20 protein-coding genes are annotated in these 21780 nt (G+C 58.9%); 1 reads left to right on the top strand and 19 read right to left on the bottom strand.

Annotated features, from left to right (window positions below; all coding sequences use genetic code 11):
- Positions 1-39: 39 nt before the first annotated feature.
- The 5 genes from L1071_RS12870 to L1071_RS12890 form a co-directional block, all read right to left on the bottom strand.
- Positions 40-1437, bottom strand: a complete 1398-nt coding sequence (locus L1071_RS12870) for an MFS transporter (RefSeq protein WP_246975493.1) — start codon at positions 1435-1437, stop codon at positions 40-42.
- 50 nt (positions 1438-1487) lie between these two features.
- Entirely contained in the window at positions 1488-2381 is an 894-nt protein-coding gene (locus L1071_RS12875) for an SMP-30/gluconolactonase/LRE family protein (RefSeq protein ID WP_246975495.1), read from the bottom strand.
- A 77-nt stretch (positions 2382-2458) separates the two neighbouring features.
- Positions 2459-3865 (bottom strand): sugar porter family MFS transporter, encoded by a 1407-nt coding sequence (locus L1071_RS12880; protein ID WP_246975497.1) that lies wholly within the window; start codon positions 3863-3865, stop codon positions 2459-2461.
- Between the two features lie 44 nt (positions 3866-3909).
- Positions 3910-4647, bottom strand: coding sequence for a D-xylose 1-dehydrogenase (gene xylB / locus L1071_RS12885; RefSeq protein ID WP_246975499.1), 738 nt, complete (start codon positions 4645-4647; stop codon positions 3910-3912).
- A gap of 205 nt (positions 4648-4852) precedes the next feature.
- The gene (locus tag L1071_RS12890) at positions 4853-6700 is read right to left on the bottom strand and encodes a DUF3413 domain-containing protein (protein ID WP_246975501.1); all 1848 of its coding nucleotides are present in this window, start codon (positions 6698-6700) and stop codon (positions 4853-4855) included.
- 309 nt (positions 6701-7009) lie between these two features.
- Between L1071_RS12890 and L1071_RS12895 the strand changes: the two genes are divergently transcribed.
- A complete protein-coding gene (locus L1071_RS12895; RefSeq protein ID WP_246975503.1) occupies positions 7010-8200 on the top strand; it encodes an ROK family transcriptional regulator in 1191 nt (396 codons plus the stop codon).
- A 48-nt stretch (positions 8201-8248) separates the two neighbouring features.
- On the opposite strand, the gene L1071_RS12900 is transcribed toward L1071_RS12895, so the two are convergent.
- The 14 genes from L1071_RS12900 to L1071_RS12965 all read right to left on the bottom strand — a co-directional run bounded on the left by L1071_RS12900 (position 8249) and on the right by L1071_RS12965 (position 21734).
- Entirely contained in the window at positions 8249-9532 is a 1284-nt protein-coding gene (locus L1071_RS12900) for a TRAP transporter large permease (protein WP_246975505.1), read from the bottom strand.
- A 12-nt stretch (positions 9533-9544) separates the two neighbouring features.
- Positions 9545-10012 carry a TRAP transporter small permease gene (locus tag L1071_RS12905; RefSeq protein WP_246975507.1) on the bottom strand — a complete coding sequence of 156 codons (468 nt, stop codon included), beginning with the start codon at positions 10010-10012 and terminating at the stop codon, positions 9545-9547.
- Between the two features lie 95 nt (positions 10013-10107).
- Entirely contained in the window at positions 10108-11094 is a 987-nt protein-coding gene (locus L1071_RS12910) for a C4-dicarboxylate TRAP transporter substrate-binding protein (protein ID WP_246975509.1), read from the bottom strand.
- 38 nt (positions 11095-11132) lie between these two features.
- Positions 11133-12269, bottom strand: coding sequence for a mannitol dehydrogenase family protein (locus L1071_RS12915; protein ID WP_246975511.1), 1137 nt, complete (start codon positions 12267-12269; stop codon positions 11133-11135).
- Positions 12266-13906 (bottom strand): UxaA family hydrolase, encoded by a 1641-nt coding sequence (locus L1071_RS12920; protein ID WP_246975513.1) that lies wholly within the window; start codon positions 13904-13906, stop codon positions 12266-12268. The genes L1071_RS12915 and L1071_RS12920 overlap by 4 nt, the downstream gene beginning before the upstream one ends.
- A complete protein-coding gene (locus tag L1071_RS12925; RefSeq protein ID WP_246975515.1) occupies positions 13903-14949 on the bottom strand; it encodes a zinc-binding alcohol dehydrogenase family protein in 1047 nt (348 codons plus the stop codon). The genes L1071_RS12920 and L1071_RS12925 overlap by 4 nt, the downstream gene beginning before the upstream one ends.
- A gap of 110 nt (positions 14950-15059) precedes the next feature.
- Positions 15060-16109 carry an ABC transporter substrate-binding protein gene (locus L1071_RS12930; RefSeq protein ID WP_246975517.1) on the bottom strand — a complete coding sequence of 350 codons (1050 nt, stop codon included), beginning with the start codon at positions 16107-16109 and terminating at the stop codon, positions 15060-15062.
- Positions 16110-16215: 106 nt separating this feature from the next.
- Positions 16216-16974 carry an ATP-binding cassette domain-containing protein gene (locus tag L1071_RS12935; protein WP_246975519.1) on the bottom strand — a complete coding sequence of 253 codons (759 nt, stop codon included), beginning with the start codon at positions 16972-16974 and terminating at the stop codon, positions 16216-16218.
- Positions 16975-16985: 11 nt separating this feature from the next.
- Positions 16986-17963 carry an ABC transporter permease gene (locus L1071_RS12940; protein ID WP_246975521.1) on the bottom strand — a complete coding sequence of 326 codons (978 nt, stop codon included), beginning with the start codon at positions 17961-17963 and terminating at the stop codon, positions 16986-16988.
- On the bottom strand, positions 17960-18298 hold the full coding sequence (locus L1071_RS12945; RefSeq protein ID WP_246975523.1) for an L-rhamnose mutarotase: 339 nt from the start codon (positions 18296-18298) through the stop codon (positions 17960-17962). Before L1071_RS12945 ends, L1071_RS12940 begins: the two co-directional genes overlap by 4 nt.
- Positions 18299-18332: 34 nt before the next feature.
- Positions 18333-19112 (bottom strand): SDR family oxidoreductase, encoded by a 780-nt coding sequence (locus L1071_RS12950; protein WP_246975525.1) that lies wholly within the window; start codon positions 19110-19112, stop codon positions 18333-18335.
- Entirely contained in the window at positions 19109-19969 is an 861-nt protein-coding gene (locus L1071_RS12955; RefSeq protein ID WP_246975527.1) for an amidohydrolase family protein, read from the bottom strand. Before L1071_RS12955 ends, L1071_RS12950 begins: the two co-directional genes overlap by 4 nt.
- Positions 19970-20012: 43 nt before the next feature.
- Positions 20013-20855, bottom strand: coding sequence for a fumarylacetoacetate hydrolase family protein (locus L1071_RS12960; protein WP_246975529.1), 843 nt, complete (start codon positions 20853-20855; stop codon positions 20013-20015).
- A 138-nt stretch (positions 20856-20993) separates the two neighbouring features.
- Entirely contained in the window at positions 20994-21734 is a 741-nt protein-coding gene (locus tag L1071_RS12965; RefSeq protein WP_246975531.1) for an SDR family oxidoreductase, read from the bottom strand.
- Positions 21735-21780 lie beyond the last annotated feature (46 nt).

Here is a 21780-nt window from a genome sequence, read left to right on the forward strand (position 1 = left end):
CTCCTGGCTAATAAAGCGTCTGGGGTGATGATGATAGAATCACGCGTTGCGCTCTTTTAATGCTTGGATAATTTTTGGATACTCTTTGTCAAGATTGTAAAAAAGCATCAATAAGATCATTAGAACGCTTATGCCCAGAGGGATGTAGATGAAAAGGTAATGAATTGCCAGGAGAGCCGATTCGGATTGCTCTCCACCACCGCCTACGTAACCGCCCCATGATAATACCCAGCCGATTAGCGCGGTACCGAGACCGCTACCGATTTTGATGCCCATACTACCACCGCTATAGACCATGCCCTCATTTCTGATGCCCGTTTTCCATTCACCATATTCGATGGTATCACCGAGAAGTGCGAACATGCTTCCATTGATTGGCGCTTTGCCGATCCCCCTTATGACAGTACCGGCGATAATGAGCGCTACGCTGCTAAGGTCGATTAGCATGATCAGATAACCTACTATCGTAATTGCTTCCCCGACGATTATGGCATTTCTCTTACCAAAGCGTTTGGTTATGGGTGGGACGAAAATCATGCCGGCTAGGATAAAAGCAATATAAGCAGTGGTTACGATTCCTACTAGCCAAGTATTGTCTAAAATATATTCTGAATAATAAACTACGGCCCCAGAATTTAGGCCGTTGAAAACATAGGTCATTAGGATAAAGAGTGTTGCCAAAGCCCAGTACTTGTTTTTCGAGAGGGTAAGCAAACTTTCTTTAAGAGGTACGGTTTCACGCTTCTGACTTTCTGGGTTTGCGTTAGTGGACTGTATGCGTTCTCGTGTGGTCTTGAAGCAGAATATAAAAAGTACTGTGCCAATGGAGCCAAATATAAAGAAAGTTAAGATCCAGCCCGGTTGTTCTCCACCAAAGGCGTCAGCCAGAGGTAATGTCAGGTTGCTGACAATTAAAACGCCAATGAGTGCCAGGCTCATGCGGAAGACGTTCAAGAGAGAGCGTTGGTATTGATCTTGTGAAATTAGGGAGTTGAGTGTGCCGTAAGGCACATTGAGGCCTGTATAAATAAGGCAGGCAACATTGTAGGTGATGGCTATGTAAACGATTTGCCAAAAAGGGTCCACATCAGGCACGGCAAATAAGAGAATCGCCGATATCGCGAAAGGAACGGCAAGCCACAAAAGCCAAGGCCTTGCCTTACCATGTCTGGATGTTGTTTTGTCTATTATATAGCCCATGGCAATATCGGAGAAACCATCGAATGCTCGTGAAAAAAGCATGATTGAACCGATTACGCCTGCGGCAATACCAATGACGTCGGTGTAATAATAAACAATGAAAATACTCATTGCTTGCCAGATAAAATTGCTGGCTAAGTCGCCTGACCCATAACCGATTTTTTCGAGTAAACTTATGCTGTTATCAGAAGTTTGTGTCTCGCTTTGAGTAGCAATTGTTTGTGAGCTTGATGACATGAAAAACCTCCCTGAGGATCATGTTCGATCTAGGAATGGCAAGCGGTAGCCTACTTTTGAGAGGCGAAGGTCGGTGCAGGCAAGCCTTTTGCCTGAGTATCGATGGCGAATAGTGCACCGGCATCGGGTTGTCCGGCCAGAGCGTCGTCGTCGAGTCCCTTGCGTGCGGTGGTGATGTAAAGAGTGGAAAGCTCGGGCCCACCGAAGGTGCAACTGGTGATGTTGGCGACGGGCATGGGGATTTCTTCGCGCAGTTGGCCTTGGCTGTCGAATATGCTGATACGCCACCCGCCGAATTGGCAGACCCAGAGGTTGCCGTCGCGGTCGGTGGTCATGCCATCGGGGCAGCCCTGATCCTGATGAATGCGGATGAAGGGCTCACGATTCGAGAGATTGCCATGTTCATCCACGGCGAACCGATAGATGAGGCGTTCCAGCGTGTCAGTGTGGTAGAGCCAGTCGCCCTGAGGCGAGAGCACCGGGCCGTTGGTGACGACGTAACCACTGTCTTGGCGTTGGCAGTCGCCGTCGGGACGCACGCGATAGAGCGAACCGCTGGTGTGGCCCTCGGCGTCGTCCATGGTGCCGCACCAGAGATTGCCGCTGGTATCGACGACGGCATCGTTGAAGCGGTTGCCGGGAAGCTCGGGCTCGGGCGTCAGCCACTTTTCGAGCTTACCTTCAGGCAGGTACAGGCGGGCGATGGCGTGTCGCAGCGTGACGATGAATCCACCTTCGGCGTGACGATGCACACTGGTGATTTCCTCGTCGAATTGCCAATGATGAACGCCCGCAGCGTCGAAACGCTGCAGGCGATGGCCTTTGATATCCACCCAGTAAAGCGCTTGTTCCGCCTCGTCCCATAACGGCCCTTCACCCAAGATATTGTGTGCCGGATAAACGACGTGCGGTGTTGCCTTTGGGGCTATGAGTGTCGGCATCATGATTTCTCCTTGGAGCTAAATGGCGCCAAAAACGAAAAACCGGTGCCAGAGTTTTCTCCGACACCGGATGGCTACCATTATGCGTAAGCCATGTCCTCGAGCTCACGACCCTTCGTTTCGCGGATGAACTTGACGACGAAGAAGATCGAGATGACCGCACAAATGGCGTAGAAGCTATAAGCGCCGGTCAGGCCGATGGAGGCGAGCATGATCGGGAAGGTCATGGTAATGGCGAAGTTGCTGACCCATTGGAACAGACCCGCGATCGCAAGCCCTGAACCACGTACCTGGTTGGGGAACATCTCGCCGAGCATGACCCACATGACCGGGCCCCAGGAGCTGTTGAAGAAGAACACATAAGCGTTGGCGGCGATCAGCGCGAGCACGCCATTGCCTGGGGAAAGGTTCAGGCTGCCGTCGACCATCTCGGCGGTGGAGAAGGCATAGACGAGAATGGCGAGTGTGATAGCCATGCCCACGGAGCCGCCCCACAGCAGCGGCTTACGCCCAATGCGGTCGATCAAGACGATGGCGCCGAAGCAGGCCGCGATACTCACCGCGCCACTGATGACGTTGATCAGCAAGGCATCGCCTTCGGAGAAGCCCACGGCTTGCCAAAGGACGGCACCGTAGTAGAAGACGACGTTGATCCCCACCAATTGCTGGAAGACGGCCAGTCCGATCCCCACCCAGACCAGGTTGATGACCTTGCCGGTCTTGGGATTGATCAAGTCGCTGAAGCGCGGCTTGCGCTGCTCAGATAGAGAATTGCGGATCTGAGCCAGGCGCTCTTTAGCGTCGCTATCGTTGTAGATCATGTGCAGGACGCGTTCGGCACGCTCATCGCGACGGGCACTGACCAGGTAGCGCGGGCTTTCCGGAATGAACAGCAGCGCGACCAGGAAGATCGTCGCGGGGATCAATTCCATCCAGAACATCCAGCGCCAGGCGGTAAAGCCGAACCACAGCTCAGAGGTGGAGGAACCTGCGGTATTGGCAAGCAGGTAATTGTTCAGAAACGAGAAGAACAGCCCGCCGATGATGGCGATCTGCTGGATGGTAGCGAGACGGCCACGCAGGTGTGCAGGGGCGATTTCGCTGATGTAAGCCGGTGCCATGACACTCGCGGCGCCCACGGCCAGACCACCCAGAATCCGGTAGATGACGAATTCCATCGACCCACCGGCGACACCCGACCCCCAGGCGCTGATGATGAAGAAGACGGCGGCGACGAGCAGCAGGGTGCGACGCCCGTACTTATCGGCCAGGCCACCGGCAAAGAATGCACCCACCGCACAACCCAGCAGCATGGAAGCGACATTGAAACCGGTGCCGACGCTGTCGGAATTGAACGAGGATTGCAGGCCATCGACGGTGCCGTTGATGACCCCGCTGTCGAAGCCGAACAGGAAGCCGCCGATAGCGGCGACACAGCAAGTGAGAAAAACGATCAGGGAACGTTGCGAATCGCTGTATGTTGGCATGATGTGCTCCGTTGTTGTTGGTGACGGGCGCCAGTGGCTAGGACTTACAGCCAGCCGGCATCGACCCAGTAGTTGTGAGCGGTACAAGCAGACGCGTCATCCGAAGCCAGAAACAGCGCCATGGCAGCCACGTGATGAGGGTGAATGCGTACCTTGAGCTTTTGCTCTTCGACGATCTGCGCCTCGTCCTCGGGGCTGTACCAACGCGATTGGCGTGGCGTCTTGACGTTGCCGGGGATGATGCAGTTGACGCGGATGCCGTCGCCGCCCAGATCGCTCGCCAGGGCCCGGGTCAGGCCTTCGATACCGGCCTTGGCGGTTTCGTAGAGCAGTATGTCGGACTGCCCCAGGTGCCAACTGATCGACCCCAGGTTGATGATCGACCCGTGGCCTTGGCGACGCATGGCGGGCGCCACCTCACGAGCGGCGAGCACCAGGTGTCGCAGGTTGACGTTCATGCGGTCTTCCCAGTATTCGGGCGTGACGTCCTCGAGCTTATGGCGGTCGTCGTTGGCGGCGTTATTGATCAGCACGTCGACGTCACCGATGGCGCTCAACGTGGCGCGGAGCTGGTCGGGCTGGGTCAGGTCGCAGTAGTGGAAATGCGGCGCACCACTGCATTTCTCGACCAGCTCGTTCGCGAGCGCCTCGGCGACATCCAGGAAATGGACGTTCGCGCCCTGATTGACGAAGGCCTCGACCAAGCCGGCGCCGATGCCGGAACCGCCACCGGTGATGACGACCGTCTTGTCCTTGAGACTGGGGTAAATTGCGGAACTCATGCAGGCCCTCTATTGCATTGGAAGCAGGTAATCGCTGGAATGACGCGCTTAGTTAACAGATTTAACTAAGTGAATGATCGTTCAGCGGAGGGATGATTTCCATGCGACCATGGTCATAGATGGACGTTGCGGAGTGCTGCTGGTGGGGAGACGCCACATGGTGCCCATGTGGCGAAGACGTTTGTTGCAGAGTTCGCTATGGTTTTCAGCGATAAAAGCGTGACATGGCTTGAAGCGCTTCGTTGAGCATGGCGGCGGGAGGTTGATAGTTCGGCGCCGGCTCGAGTTCTGTTGTCATGGTCTCGAAGCGCCCTGTGGGATGAGTTACCACGAGGTGGTCGTCGGTGACCATAGCGTAGTTCATGTAGCTACCGGCGATCATCCAGTCACGCTTGCGCTGGGATAACAGGCCATTGCCCATGGCATAGGTCTTGGGTGGGGTGGCTTGGCAGCCCAACGCCTGCATGAATGACGCAGGGATATCGGCATGGGAGGTGCGATAGGAGATTCGTTCCGCGCGCTTGTCCGGCCAATGGACGACCATGGGCACTTGAAGTTGCGCATCGCTGTAATTGCTGCCATGACCCCAGTAGCCCTTGCTGTTGTCATTGAATTCTTCCCCGTGGTCCGAGGTGATCATGACGATGGTGTCCTCCAGAACTCCGCGCTGTTTGAGATCTTTCAATACACGGCCCATCAATTGGTCGACATATTGCACCGAGGTCTTGTAGCGGTTGAAGAAGGGCGCCGGATCGAAATCATCATCCAGAGCTAGGCGGTTGATCGTTTGCCAATAAGGCTTGATACGCGGAAAATCGGGCGGCACGTCGTAGCCATGTACCGACTTGTAGAAGAGAAAACCGAAGAAAGGTGATCCTTGTCGATCGCGCTTTTGCAGAAAATCGAGCCAGTCGTTAGTAATGAGTCGATCCCGCTGCCATGCCTCGTCGCCGGGTGGGTTGAGGCGAATATCCGCGATGCTGGCAAAGGCGGTGCGGTCGAAAGCAGGGCTGATCAGCGTCGCTGCCGAGAGGATTTCGGTCTGATAATCCAGGTTCTGGAGGCGGCGTATCCATATGGGGGCTGTTTGGCTGCTTTCGTAGGCATCCCAGTAGGTCGATGGTAGACCGTAAAAGAGACTGAAGCCGCCGGCCTTGCTTGAATTGCCCCCGCTGTAATGCTGGGTGAATGTTTTGGCCTCGCGATTGGCGAAGCGCATGGTATTCGGCATCCAACGTGGATCGAGCATATCGGCACGCAGCGCGTCGACGGCGATCACCAGGATGTTGGGCCGCTCGGCGGGCGTTTTGCAGTTCAAGGGCTGGGTGGGGTAATCGAGCCTGCCCGAGCCTTCGGCACGCCCCAGCCTGGCAACGGATTGAGCATCCCGATTGGCGCTGGCATCGACCCAGCCCTGATCCTTGAAAAAGCGTTTGGCGGTCGTCGCATAATAAAGCGGAACGTAACGCGTCAAGGTGGTAATGCGCGTGTTGTAGTTGGCATCGGCCCAGGCGTGCCAACCATGCGCACCGAGCTGAGCGGCAAACAGAACGGCGAACCCGACGCCTAGCCAGCGTGCCCGCGGGCGAAAGCGCGTCAGCAGCCAGGCGATGGTGCCTTGTACCGCCAACATGACAATCAGCGCCCCGCTGGCGAGCGTCCATTCCAGCCAGGAAAAATCGAACGTATGCGCGCCTGCCTTGATGATCGTGTTCAGCACGAACCCTGACAGATGAAAGCGGTAAAGAGAGAAAACTGCGATATCGATGACTAATAAAAATTGTCCTAACGTTGCAATGACAATAGCGGCAATCATTAGCCATCGTTGTTTGAGTATCAGTCCCAGAAGAACCAAGGGCAGACCGATAAGCCAAGTCAATAGCGCGTATTGGCCGATATAGGTAAGCGTGATGTAGGCTGCGGAAGCGGGCCCTTCGATGGGCATCCAGACAAAGAAGCGAGTGGCCAATAGGCACGCCAAGGGCACATTCGCGAACAAGAACCAGGAAAGCCAATTGAGTCGTTGATAAACAGTGCGGGGGAATACGGACATCAAGAAAGTACCGCGGGCATCATTGGGGTGGTTATAAAAGCGTCATTTGTTGGTAATGGACAGCAGTTTTGCTTCGGTGTTCGGCGCGCCAAGCGTAACCTTTTGTGCTTCATGATTGAAGACACTCAGGACCGTGAGTCATTAAGTATTACCTGCAATATGCCGCGGATAAGTAATGGTCAGGAAGGCGTAGGAACAGTGCGGATCAAGCGTCGCGAAAACCGTTTTTGCCGATAACGGCAGTGGTGGAAAATAATTTGGTATATTGCCTGTTCCTACCCAATTATCAGCGAGGCACCTTGTATTGCCATGGTTAGTCCCTTTGCCCCTCAAGCCGCCGGTGATCTTAACTTTCTCAAGAAGCTCAATCGCAGTTCGATCCTGGCGACCGTGCGCCGCTATCCCGGTGCGACACGTGCCGATATCGCGTCGCGAACTCAACTGACCAAGGCGACAGTAGGGAGTGTGGTGCAAGCGCTTCTAAAGCGTGGCTGGCTGCGTGAAGGTGAGCTGCAGCCGCGTGGTGGTGGGCGCCCAGGGCGGGCGCTGTATCTCGATGACACCCATCATGTGCTGTTGGGGGCGGATATCGGCGTGAGGGGGCTACGTATCGTGGCGTGCACTCTGGGCGGCGAGGTACTTCTGCAGCGTTATGTCAGCCAAGCGCCTACCAAACCCGACGAGACGGCGGCACATTTGGCCGAATTGATACGTGCCATGCGGCACGATCCGCTGATTGCCGACCGCCATTGCCTGGGGTTGGGCGTGACGGTACCGGGGCCGGTGTCGCCCGAGCATCCCATTTTGCGGCTGGCGCCCAATCTGGGGTGGATCGATGTCGCCTTTCTCGAGGTGCTTCGTCCGTATCTGCCGGAGTTCGATGGTATCTGGCTTCTGGATAACGAAGCCAACGCTGCGGCCTTTGGCGAGTTCTATTTCCACGACGGCATTCCCCCCGAGTCTATTGTTTATATCAGCGCTGCCAGCGGTATCGGTAGCGGTCTGGTGACCGGCGACAATTACCCCTTGGTACTTCGCGGCATGCAGGGCCTGGTGGGCGAAATTGGTCACACCATCGTGCAGCCGGGGGGGCTTTATTGCCACTGTGGCAATCGTGGCTGTGCCGAAACCTTGGTCAGTGGTTGGGCGATTCGCGCCGCATTGGGCATCGACGATGCCGAAAGCCTGGATGCGGCGATAGCGGCGCGGGGCGATGATCCCGACGTCAATGCTGTCCTGCGGCGTGCCGGTGAAGCCTTGGGCACCCTGATGCTCAACCTGCATCACACGCTCAACCCGGCCATGTTGGTGCTCGGTGGATCGCTAATGCATCTAGGCGAGCGCCTGATCGAGCCGGCACTGGCCTACTTCGAAGCCCATCAGAATGACTTGCTGCGCGGGACGCAGCGCGTTCCCATCAAGGTGATTCACGACAGCACCTTTACCGCCGCGCGGGGGGCCGCCGCCGAGGTCATGGCCAAGGCGGCGTTGGAGGCGTGAGGCTGACTGTCCCGGCGTTAAGACTGGTGTTAAGAAAAGTGCCTGTGTTCAGAAAATCAAGTTGGGCAGTGTCATCGATATGGCAGGCACGAAGGTCACCATCAACAGTATGCCGACCAGTAGCAGCCAATAAGGCATGATGGCACGGATGAAGTCGGGCACCCTGACGCCAGTGATACTGCAGGTGGTAAACATTACCGTGCCGAGGGGCGGCGTGATCGTGCCGATGGACGCATTGAGGATGAAAATAATCCCGAAATGTACCGGGTCGATGCCGAACTGGGCTGCCACGGGCGCCAGCAAGGGCGATAGCACGATGAGAATGGCGTTGCCTTCCAGGAACATGCCGAGCACCAGCAGGATGACATTGGCGAGGAGCAAGAATGCCACGGCGCTACCCACTTGGGATGAGAGCAACATGGCGATATCTTGCGGGATGTGCTCCCAGGTTAAAAAGCGCGCGAATCCCGACGCTACGGCGATGATGAACAGGACGTTGACCGAGGCGAACAGCGATTCCCGCGTGGCCACCGCGACGCTGCCCACGTTCATTTCCTTGTAGACGAACATTCCCACGATCAAGGCATACAGTACCGCCATGGCGCCGGCTTCGGTCGGTGTGAAAACGCCGACACGAATACCGCCAATGACCACGACCGGTAGCAGCAGGGCGATGATGCCGGCGCGCGTCACGCTGACCCATTCACGCCGCGAGACCCGCTCCTTGCGCGGCGGTTGATAACCTAGCCGACGGCACTGACGCGATACCAGCAACATCATGCAGACCGCCATCAGGACTCCTGGCACCACACCGGCCAGGAACAAACGACCGATCGAGACGTTGTTGACGTAGCCATATACGATCAGCGCGATTCCCGGTGGGATGGTCGAGGTCACCAATGAGGAGGCGGCGGTGACGGCGGTGGAAAACGGCTTGGGGTAGCCGCTTGCCGTCATGCTGGGCACGAGCAGCTTGGCGTTCATGGCGGCGTCGGCGATGTTCGAGCCGGAAAGCCCGCCCATGAAGGTACTCAATAGCACGTTGGCCTGTGCCAATCCGCCATGCAGGCGTCGGGTCATGAGTTCGGCCAGTTTCAACAGGCGGTCGGTAATGCCGGAGTAGTTCATGAATACCCCCGCCATGATGAAAAACGGGATCGCCAGCAGCGAGATGGACTCCAGCCCCCCAGCCAGGCGCTGAATGAGCAGCATGGTGGGCTGGTCGGCGCCGAACAGGAAATACAAGAACGTCGACAGGAACAGTGCGAAGGCGACAGGGGTGCCCAGCACGAAAAGAAGCAAAAGCGCTGCGAGTGCTATGCCTACGGCCATGGGTAGTATCCTTTAGGTATCGCGAGCCAGACGAACGAGGCAGTGGTAGGCCATGACGACGGCACTGACCGGGATGGCGACGTGGATCCACATGTACGGAATCTGCAGCATGGGAGTGCTACGGAAATTGGAATAGGGCAACAGTTGCAGCCCCCAGTAGCCGAGCACGATGGCGGCGATCAAGACCATGCCGACATTGAAGAGTCGCTCGTTCCAGCGCGCGAGCGTTGTCGGGAGTTTTTCCGACAGCATGCCGATGAGCACGTGTTCGTTGCGACGCACCAAGGCGCTGGCGCCGAGGAAGGTGGCCCATACCATCAGAAGCTGCAGGACCTCTTCCGTCCAAGCCAGGGGAGTGTTCAATATATAACGCATGAAGATATTGCTGATGGCGACGAGAAAGATCGCGAAGAGTGCCGCGCTGGCCAACACTTCATCGAGTCGCATGATGCGGTCGATCCAATGGAATACGCGTTTCATTTGAGGCTCCTCGGTCACGGCAACTCACGGTGTTGCCGTCCGTGATACGCGTGCCGACGCCACTGGTTTGTGTGGCGCCGGCGGTCGTTCAACGCTTATCCGTTGATGATCTGGCGAACCTGTTCGTACAGGCCGTCGCTCCACTGCGGGAAGGCAGCGGGAATCTGTTCTGCAGCACGCTCGCGGAATGGTTGCGTATCCACTTCGTGGACCTCGACGCCGGCATCCTTCAGTTTCTGCAGGGCGATGTCGCTTTCCTTCTCGACCAGTTCACGCAGATGGGCGGCCATGTCTTGCCCGGTGTCGGTCAGGATCTGCCGGTTTTCCTCGCTGAGCTGGTCCCAGAACGCCTTGCCGGTAACGAACGGCGCCACGGTGTTCATGTGCCCGGTCAGGTTGAGGTGCTTGACGACTTCGTGGAACTTGCCGCCGAACAATACCGGTGTGGGATTTTCGACCCCGTCGACCATGCCCTGGGCCAGTGCTGGATAGACGTCACCCAGCGACATGGGGGTCGGCGTAGCGCCCATCGAGCGCATGGCCTCGACGTACATCGGTGAGTTCTGCACGCGGATTTTCACGCCGTCGAGTTCTTCGGGCGTTGTGGCGGGCTCGCGAGAGAGCAGGTGGCGCGTGCCGTACACAGTGTTGGGGATGACGATGTGATAACCGGCATCCTCGACCTTCTGGCTTTGCTCGGCGAACCACTCGGAGTCGAAGACCTTGAGTTTGTCGTCGAAGTTATCGGCTATATAGGGCGCGTCGAGCACCGACAGATCGGGCACCGAGCTCATGAAGTTGCTGTAGGCGGTGATCGTAATGATTGGCGAGCCGAAACGCGCCTGCTCCATGACGTCCGTCTCGGAGCCGAGCTGGCTGGCGGGGAAGGCGCTGAGCGTGAGTTCGCCGTCGCTGGCTTCCTCGACGTTTTCTGCCCATTCCTTGACGGCGACATCGACCGGTTCGCCCGGCTGATTACCGTAAGCCACGCGGATCTCGGTGGCGGCCTGGGCGAGGTTCAAGCTGCCGAGGCCGGCGATGGAGAGGCTGGTGGCGATGAGCGTGAGTTTCTTGAAACGCATTGTCGTGCTCCTTGATTGTTGTCGATCGTGCGGTCGGGTTATCGGGAATGCGTCGTGGATTGTGCGCTCGATATGGCGTCATCGAGTCGCGGCGTGGCGATGCCTCGTCGGCGCGCCGATTCGATCACGGGTTGCAGGCGTCGCTGGCACTTAGTGGGGTGGTGCTGGGCGATGTCCTGCAGGGCGTGATTGAGATAAGGGTTGGCGAAACGCTCGAGCGTCGCGTCGCGATAGGCCTCAAGCTCGGAACGCTCGAGGTGTTCCGCCAGGGTGGGTAGGACTTCTTCGTCGAGTACCTGGCGCAGTTCCGCTGCCCATTCCGGTGTTTCCATGGCTTCTCGCACGAAGCGGATGCCCGAGTGCGGTTCGCGTTGCCAACGGTGAACCAGATAGGTGTGCGCCAGGTTGAGAATATGCAGCTTGCGCATTTCGTACGCAGCCAATGACGCGACACGCTGAACATCCGGATGCTGGCAGGGCAATTCGAGACCGGGCTGGTCTTCGATGGCCCAGAGTGCGTAAGGCTCGGCAACGGCACCGACCGGCTCCAGCGCCGCCGAAACGATGCGGTCGACGAGGGTGTTGACCCATAGACAACGGCTCGTCAGCCAGGCGTCGAAGTCGGCATCGGCGTAGTCGCGCTGCGCCAGCTCCTGCACCAGGGCCAGGAGCTGTTCGCCATTGCGGCTGACCAGCTCGCAGGGCAGTACGGTCAGACCATCACGCCCCGCGCTATAGCGCGCATGCAGCAGTTTGGTGAGCTTGGCCGGAAAGCTCTCGGGAACGGCCGCTAAACTGCTGTCGTCATCGACTTGGTAGCCATTATCCCCAGTATTGGAGACCACGAAGCGCGCATGCTCGATGAATTGCTGCTCGAGTTCGGGCCACTGCTCGTCGGCGATCAGGCAGTCGGCGACGCTGGTGATGGTCTCGCGGGTGTCGATGTCTTGGCCGTCGCGGCGACCGCGAATGACCAATGGATAATGGCGGTGCGCGTGCAGGTCGCGTGCTTTTTGTTTGCCGGCTTCGCGCGGGGAGGTCTGTACCACGAGGATTCTGTCGCGTGTGTGTCCGGCTTCACGCGAGGCATGCACGAACGCGGCGACATGACCCAGCAAGAAGCGACTGGTGCCGAATTGCACGATACCGGCGTCGGCGAGCGATGGCGCTGTCACAGGGAGACTCCACGTTTCCAGGGAATGAAATCGAGCTGCGAGAGGCGCATGGCCTTGGTGCGATAGCGCCCCGAGGCGGTATCGATGCACAGGTGCAGGAGTTCATCGGCGAGCTCGGCGATTTCCGCCTCGCCCCGGATGATGGGGCCGGCGTCGAAGTCGATGACATCGTGCATGCGCCGTGCGAGCTCGCTGTTGCTGGATAGTTTCAAGACCGGTGCGATGGGGTTGCCGGTGGGCGTGCCGAGCCCCGTGGTGAACATCACCAGGTTGGCGCCGGAGCCGACGAGGGCCGTTGTGGATTCGACGTCGTTGCCCGGCGAGCAGAGCAAGTTGAGGCCCTTGCGTACCTGGGGCTCGGTGTAATCCAGCACGTCGACGATGGGGCTATCGCCGCCTTTCTTGGCCGCGCCGGCGGACTTCATGGCATCGGTGATCAGGCCATCGCGGATGTTGCCGGGCGAAGGGTTCATCGAGAAGTGCGCGCCCACCGAGGCGGCATGCCGCTGGTAGGCCTCCATGAGCTGCTGGAAACGCGAGACGGTGTCTTCATCGCGGCAGCGCGCGAGCAGTTCATGTTCGACGCCGCACAACTCGGGGAATTCGCTCAGGATGCCGCTACCGCCCAATGCCGCCAGCCGGTCGATGACGGCGCCCACCAAGGGGTTGGCCGAGAGTCCGGAGAACCCGTCCGAGCCGCCGCATTCGACACCGATGGTGAGCTCTGAAAGAGGCGCGGGACGCCGTTCGACGGTGTTGGCGGCCTTGAGACCTTCGAAGATGCTGCCCAGCGATTGGCGGATCAGTTCGGGTTCTGTGTCGGTGGCCTGCTGCTCGAAATAGTGGACTGGGCGCAACCCATCGGGGTCGCGCTTGGCCACAGCCGATTTGAGCATCTCGATCTGGGCCTTCTGACACCCGAGACTGAGGACCGTGGCGCCGGCCACGTTGGGATGGCAAATGTAGCCAGCGAGCAATTGGCAAAGCGCCTGGGCGTCATCGTCGGTGCCGCCGCAGCCCAGCGTGTGAGTCAGGAAACGTACGCCGTCGACATTCGGGAACGGCGACGCGTCGGGTTTCGGGGCCGGGGCTGCCTGCGTTTCACCGTGCAGCATGCGGCGCGCCATGTGCTTGTAATCCCGGTAAGGGTCATCGCCGATGGCGTCCTCGACACACTGACGCAGTACCTCGATGTTGCGGTTCTCGCAGAATACCAGGGGGATGACCAGCCAATGGTTGGCGGTGCCCACGCGGCCGTCGGGGCGGTGATAGCCATCGAAGGTTTGCCCGGTGAAGGCACTGACATCGGGGGCATCCCAATGTTCGCGGTGGCCTTGAGGCTTGGCATTGGCGGTGGAATGCTCGACGTTGGAGGTGGTGATGGCCGCGCCTGCAGCGATGGGCTGAACGACGCGCCCCACGGTCACGCCATACATCACGATGAGTTCATCGGGCTGCATGGCGTGCAATGTGAACTTGTGCTTGTGCTGTACGGCTTCGGACAGTCGCAGTCGATGGCCGTTGTCGTCGATCTCCATGCCTTCGGGCAGGTCGCGCAGTGCTACACGCACGTTATCGTGGGCATGGACACGCAGACTGGGCTGCTGAAGCTGGTCGGAGGCGATGGTCTGGGTCATGCCTGGCCTCCCTGAGCGGTGGCGTCATCCAACGTGACCATTGCCTTGACCACGCCACTGCCGGGCGCGCACCAGTGGGGCATCAACGTCGGCAGATCTTCGAGTCGACCCCGGTGGGTGATCAGCGGCTCGGTGAGGATGTCGCCACTGGCCATCAGCCGGGTGACGGTCTCGAAATCTTCCCGCGTTGCGTTGCGGCTCCCCAGCAGCGTCAGCTCCTTCTTGTGAAAGTCCGGGTCGCTGAAGGTGATGTCGGCCTTGACCACGCTGACCAGTACATAGCGCCCGCCGTGGCCGACGAAATCGAAACCGCGATTCATGGCATCGGGGTTGCCGGTAGCGTCGAATACCACATCAGCTAGCGCACCGTCGTTCATCGCTTCGATCTCAGCGGTGACATCGTCCTCGACGGCATGCCACACCGCATCCGCACCGAGCTCGTCGCGGCACAACGCCAGGCGGTCACGATCGGTATCGATCATGACCACCCTAGCGCCACGGCTTCTGGCGACCTGCAGCACGCCGATGCCGATCGGCCCGGCGCCGACGACTACGACAAGTTCATCTTTCTCGATTTGCCCACGACGCACCGCATGCGCGCCGATTGCCTGACATTCGACCAGGGCCAGGGCTTCCGCCGATAGGTCCGGCACCGGTACGAGGTGCGAGGCGGGTACGTTGAGCAACTCCGCCATTCCGCCGTCGCGATGGACGCCGATCACCTCGAGCTGTTGGCAGCAGTTGGTGCGGCCCTGACGGCAGGCCCGGCATTCTCCGCAGTGCAGGTAAGGAATGACATAGACTGTCTGGCCGATCAGGCCGGGATCTATATCGTCGGCTGTGGCGACCACCTCGCCACTGAGTTCATGACCCAGCACACGCGGATAGGTGAAATAGGGTTGATTGCCGCCGAAGGCGTGAATGTCAGTACCGCAGATACCGATGCGACGGATCGCCAACAGCGCTTCGCCGGGCGCGCACTCGGGCGCCGGCCGGTCGATGATGGACATCTCTTTGGGTTGCGAACAAACGACGACTTGCATGAGTCCGTTCCTCGGTGGGTTATCGTATGAATGTATCTAGTTAAAGGACTAAAGGTCTGGCCAATGAGCAGACACCCAGCTCCGGAAAAGAGCTGAGTACCTGCTATCGGTTAGTTGCTGTCCGTCGAATCGGCGCTTCCGGTCGGCGCCAGATAGGGCGTCAACTGGCGCTGCTTGGGATCCAGTAGCCCGGTAAAGTCGGGTTCGTCGACGCTATCGGTCGTGGCTACGTGAACGCCCGTATCGACGCTTCTTGGCAGTGCGACCCCTTGAGAGGCGGCATAAGCGAACCACACGCCGGAGTAGCCCATCATGTAAGGGTCCTGAACGACGAGGGAATCGATCACGCCCTGGCGCAGGAAATCCACTTCGAGTTCGCTGGAGTCGAAGGCAACCAGACAGACGTCGTCGGCAGCATTCTGTTCGGCGAACGCGGTACCGGCACCGTCTCCCATGAGCTGATTGTCGGCGAAGATACCTTTGAGATCCGGGTAGCGATTGAGGAGATCAAGGGTGTCGTTCATTGCCTTGGCGGTATCGTTGTTGGCCACCCGGTTATCGACGACCTCGATATCCGGATACTGTTTCATGGCGTCCAGGAAGCCATTGTCGCGTGAGACCAGCGACTCACCATTGGGGTTGGTGCGCAGGTAGGCCACCTCTCCTGAGGCATTGCCGCTGCTCTTCTCGATGCACCCGGCCAATGCATGCCCCGCGCGTTGACCGGCAGCGAAGTTGTCGGTGGCAATAAGCGATGCGTAGCGATCCGTATCGACGCCGGAATCGATGATCACCACGGGTATACCGGCATCCGTTGCGGCTTCCACCGGGCCTGCGAGGGCATCATTGGAAACTGGCGCGAGGACGATCGCCGACGGTTGACGGCTGACCAGGTTTTCCATGATCGATATCTGTCGCGCAACCTCGGTTTCGTTGGCTGGGCCTAGCTCCTCGATCTGGATGCCTAGCTTGTCGGCGGCTTGATGGGCGCCGTCGAAGACGGCCTGCCAATAGGAGGCTGTCGTTGCCTTGATTACCACGGGAATGGTGATGTCCTGATCCTGGGCCTGTGCTGAACTACCCATCAGCAGGCCCGTCGCGGCGGTAAACGCGAGTGCGACGGGAGTGAGACGATGTGAAATTGGCGTGGACTTTAGCATGTTTGTACTCCGCATATTGTGAGGTGTTGTTGGGTCTTGCGGTTGTCCTGCATGCACTTGCTTGTTGATTATGATCGCCTGCCATGATGGTAACGAGTGAGCGCTGTCAGGCGGCGTGGCCCTGGCGTTCGCTGTAACCTGTCATGTATTTGATCAACTCTTCCTGCGTGGTGTCGTCGGATCGCGTGACATGCACGATGCGCCCGCGATGCATCACCGCGATCCGATCGGCGACTTCGAGAATCTCGACCAAGTTATGGCCGATGTAGATGACCCCAACGCCCTTACTGGCCAGCATCCGCGAGAGCTTGATGACGTTCTCCCGTTCCATGACGGCCAATGCGGCAGTGGGTTCGTCGAGAATCACGACCTTGGCATCCCAGTAGAGCGCGCGAGCGATGGCCACTGCCTGGCGTTGGCCGCCGGACAGTCCGGCTACCGTGCTGGCCCCGTCGGGAATTTGGCTCTCGATGCTGTCGATGAGTCGCTGGGTTTCTTGCTGGATGCGCTGACGGTCGATGACCGGTAGCAGGCCGAGCCAGCGTCGTGTCGGTTCTCGGCCCAGGAAGATGTTGGCGCCGACGGAGAGTTCATCGGCCAACGCAAGATCCTGATAGACCGTTTCGATGCCGGCCCCCCGAGATTGCTTGGGCGATTCGAAATTGATCGGTTTTCCGTCTAGAGAAATATCACCGCTATCGCGCCGATGGACACCGGAAATATGCTTGATCAGAGTGGACTTACCTGCTCCGTTGTCGCCCACCACGGCCAGGACTTCACCGGCTTCCAGGGTCAGGTCGACGCCGCACAGAACCTCCACGGCACCGAAGCGTTTCTTGAGCGAGCGGACTTCGAGTAGTGACATGATTGGATCCCCTATTTCATGCCGCTCTGGCGGCGTTTGTGCAGGTTGTCGACGTAGACGACGGCGGCAATCAGTACGCCGGTCGCCACCATTTGCCAGAACGAGTCGATACCCAGCAGGTTGGCCGCGTTGGCGATCGTGGCGAACAGCAACGCGCCGATGAAAGTACCGAGCACGCTGCCACGTCCGCCGAACAGGCTGGCGCCCCCGACCACCGCGGCGGCAATGGCATTGAGTTCATAGGCGACGCCCGCGGTAGGGGAGCCGATGCTCATGCGAGCCATCAGCAGCATGCCGGCGATACAAGCGGTGACAGAGCTCACGATGTAGGCGAAAAAAACGATTCGCTTGATATTGATACCGGCACGCCGGGCGGATTCATGGTTGCTGCCCATGGCGACCATATAACGACCGGTTCGTGTACGGCTGAGGATGAAGTGTAGAACCAGGCCAATGACTAGCATGCTCCAGAACAGCGAGGGAATGCCCAGCCATTCAGCACGTGCGAAGGCGGAGAGTGCTTTTGGCAGCCCGAACACACTGGTCCCGTCGCTGACCAGAAAGGCGCCGCCGCGGAAGGCTTGCAGACCGGCCAGAGTGATGATGAAGGCGGGGATCCCCAGTCGATAAACGGAAAAGGCGTTGAGCGACCCGATCGCTACGCCGAGTACCAGCGTCAACGCAATCGCGATCGGAATGGGCAGCCCCATGGTCAGCAGTGTGGCGCAGACGACGCCTGAGAGTGCCACTACTGAACCCACCGATAGGTCGATGCCGCGTATCAAGATCGGGAACAGCACGCCGAAGGCGATGATGCTGTCGATCGAGACTTGGCGCAGGATATTGACCACGTTGTTGGAGGTTAGAAATGTCGAGGTCGAGATAGACATTACTATCCACAACAGAAGGGTAAGACCTAGCACCAGCGTTTCCACCGGCAAGCCCCACTTCCGCAAATGGCGGGTTTTCGTGGCAGCGGGGATCTTCATGCGTCTTCCAGGCGATAGATTGGCGTCATGAGTTGCCATTTATTGTTCTCCTCTGTCCAAGGCGTCGGGCGCTGGTAGCGCCACATCTCTTCTTCCCACCGTTGCACCGTCGGGCTGTCTCGCTCGGCGGCGGCCATCGCTTCGAAACTGAACCGGTCATCGTCGGTTTCCATGACCATGATCAGTCGTGAGCCCAAGCGCAAAATCTCGAGCCTTTCCACACCACAACCGCGCAGATGCGATTCGACTTTTGGCCAGACTTTCCGATGGCGATGTTCGTACTCGGCAATCAGTGCTTCATCTTCGATCAGGTCCAGTGCTAGGCAATAGCGCATGCGAACAATCTCCGTTAGATCGATTAGGGTGCGATCAGGTGGCCGTCATCGCACGATCGAGATGAACGTAACCGCCGTCGACGGACAGCCATTGCCCGGTGGTATGCGAGGCCCGGGCCGATAGCAGAAACACGGCGGTGTCGGCGATTTCGCAAGGTTCGGTCATGCGCTGGCCGAGCGGAATCGATCCGTTGATCGACTCAAGACGCTGCTCAGTGTCGTCGAAGCTATCAATCCAGCGACGATATAGCGGCGTCATAACCTCGGCGGGGATCACGGCATTGACGCGAATACCGTCGGCGGCGAGGCTGACCGCCCATTCCCGGGTCAGCGCTAGCTGCGCACCCTTGGCGGCGCTATAGCCACTGGTGCCGCCCTGGCCGGTTAAGGCTGTTTTCGAGGCAATATTGACGATAGAGCCTCGGCTGATCCGAAGATGGGGCAGACAGAAATGCGCCATGGCGTAGTAGTGGAGCAGGTTTCTTTGGAGCGACGCCTGGAAGTCCTCAATGCCAGCTTCCAGACTCACCCGGTCGTTGACGCCTGCGTTGTTGACGAGACCATCGAGGCGACCATGGCGATCAATTGTATGGGCAACTGCGACTTGGCAGGCGCTCTCGTCTGTCAGCTCCGTCGCGATGAATTCGACCGTGGCGGATTGGCGGAGGCTAGCTAGCCACTCCGCTGGAGGCTCGTCTCGCGCCACGATGACTGTCGTGGCACCTTCAGCGGCCAACGCCTCACTGATTGCTGCGCCTATACCCGATGCGCCGCCGGTCACGATAAAGACCTTGTCTTCGAGTTCCAGATTCATGTGGGGGATTCCTCCGAGGTTGGCTCGATTGCGCGCAATCCATACAGATGCTGCGCGTTGAGTCCGAACAGCTTGCGTTTGTCGAGCCCGCGTTCTCCTGCCCAGTCATCGATCAGCGCAAAGACATCGTGATAGCTGCCGGCAACGAGACAGACCGGCCAGTCGGAGCCGAATAAAAGCCGACCTTCGCCAAAGATTTCCAGCGCCACGTCAAGGCAGGGCCACAGTTCGTGAGGTTGCCAGTGTTGCCAATCGGCTTCGGTAACCAGTCCGGAGAGCTTGCAGGCGACATGGGGCAGCTCGCCGAGCCGCATGAACTCGCGACGCCATGCATCGAGTTCACTACCCTTTATGTTGGGTTTGCCGAGATGATCGAGAATCAGGGTGTGCTGATCGCACGCCGCGCAGAAATCGTAGGTTGCTGGGAGATGGGCTGCCGTGACCAGTACGTCGTAGCTGAATTCCCGGTGTTGCAGTGTCTGAACGCTGCGTTGCACGTGCTTGGAACGTAGATAGTCACTGGGAGTCGCTTCGTCCTGAATCAAATGGCGGAAACCGCACAATCGGGGCGATTGCCAGCGACTCAGCTGCGCTTCCAAATCGTCGGCTTCGGGATCGATCCAACCGACGACGCCGACGATCGAAGCATCCGTTTCCGCCAGATCGAGTAGAAAATCGGTCTCATCGAGCCGCGGCCGAGCCTGCACGGCGATCGTGGCATCGATGCCGCATGCGTGGCGCGCGGGCGCGAGATTCTGCGGCAAGAAGTCCTGCTGGAGGCAGGCCATGTTTTTGCCGATCCATGGAAAGTCATCTACCTGGTAACGCCAGAAGTGTTGATGGGCATCGATTCGCATGGCTTTGAGTCCCCGTCAGTCCCGTGGATCAGCGATGGTGGAATCAGCTCTTGACGCAGCGTTGCTGCTGTTCGCCCAGACCTTCGATCCCTAGACGCATGGTCTGACCGGACTTGAGGAAGACCTGGGGCTTCTGGCCAGCGCCCACGCCGGGCGGTGTGCCGGTGGAGATGACATCGCCGGGCTGCAGGCTCATGAAGCGGCTCAGGTATGCCACCAGATAGGGGATCTGGTAGACCATGGTGCGGCTGTTGCCGTCCTGGTAGCGCTTGCCATCGACTTCCAGCCACATGTCGAGCGCTTGGGGATCGGCGATCTCATCGCGGGTCACCAGCCACGGGCCGAGCGGGCCGAAGGTGTCGCAGCCCTTGCCTTTGTCCCAACTGCCGCTGCGCTCGAGCTGGAATTCCCGCTCGGAGACATCGTTGATAACGCAGTAACCGGCGACATGATCCATGGCGTCGGCCTCATCGATATAGCGCCCTGGCTTGCCGATGATTACGCCGAGTTCGACCTCCCAATCCGTCTTCTGAGAGTCGCGGGGGATTTCTACGTCATCGTTCGGGCCGCAGATGGCACTGTTCCATTTGTTGAAGACGACCGGCTCCGGGGGCACTTCGGCGCCGGTTTCGGCAGCGTGGTCGGAATAGTTGAGGCCAATGCAGATGAACTTGCCGACCTGGCCGACGCAGGGGCCGAGACGGGTGTCGGGGGCGACTTCCGGTAGGCTGGCGAGATCGATCTTGGCTAACTTTGCAAGGCTCTCGTCGGAGAGCACCTCACCTGCGATGTCGTCGATCTGGCCTGAGAGATCGCGTACGATGCCGTTGACGTCGATGATGCCGGGCTTTTCCTGGCCTTTTGGGCCGTGACGTAGCAGTTTCATGCGATTTCCTCTTATGTATCCGTTAGCGATTTGAGTCTGATGGTCAGCTACGAGCGTTGCGCCGGTTTCGGGGCGCTATAAACGACAGCTACGAGCGCTGCGCCGTTTCCGGGGCGCTGATCGTTACGAAGGCGGTGATCAATTGGCCCAGCCGCCGTCGATCAATTGCGCGGTGCCGGTGATGAAGGCTGCTTCGTCCGAGGCGAGAAATGTCGCCAAGGCCGCGACTTCTTCCGGACGTCCGAGCCGTCCCATGGGCTGACGGTCGATGAAATCCTGAAAGACCGCCGCTTTATCGCGCCCTTGTTGCTGGGCCTGGGCCTCGATGCGCTGATGCAGTGAGGGCGACTCGACGGTGCCGGGGCAGATGGCATTGCAGCGGATGCCTTGCGTCATGTAGTCGGCCGCGACCGACTTGGTCAAGCCGATGACGGCGGCCTTGGTGGTGCCGTAGGCAAAGCGGTTGGGAACGCCTTTGAGACTGGATGCCAGCGAGGCCATGTTAACGATACTGCCGCCGCCTCGATTGAGCATGCCGGGGAGGAAGGCCTGAATCATATGGAACATGGCGGTCACGTTGAGGCCGAAGCTCTGCTCCCAGGTGGCATCGTCGCATTCCAGTATCGAGCCGCCCGGCACCATGCCGGCGCAGTTGAATAGAATATCGAGCTCGCCAAGTTCATTTGCCAGCGTGTCAATTTCAGCGCGGTGCGTGACATCCAGTCGGTACACTTTGGCATCTTCGAGGTCGGTGAGCAGGCTGGTATCGATATCGGTGGCAATGACGTTGGCGCCCTCGGCGAGGAAGCGCTCTACCGTGGCGCGACCGATGCCTTGCCCCGCTGCGGTGACCAGTGCCCTCTTGTTTTGAAGTCTCATGGTGTGGCGAATCCCTGCTGAACGTGGGAACATAGCGTGGCCAGCC

This window comes from Chromohalobacter sarecensis (assembly GCF_023061135.1).
In the GTDB taxonomy this organism is placed as follows: domain Bacteria; phylum Pseudomonadota; class Gammaproteobacteria; order Pseudomonadales; family Halomonadaceae; genus Chromohalobacter; species Chromohalobacter sarecensis.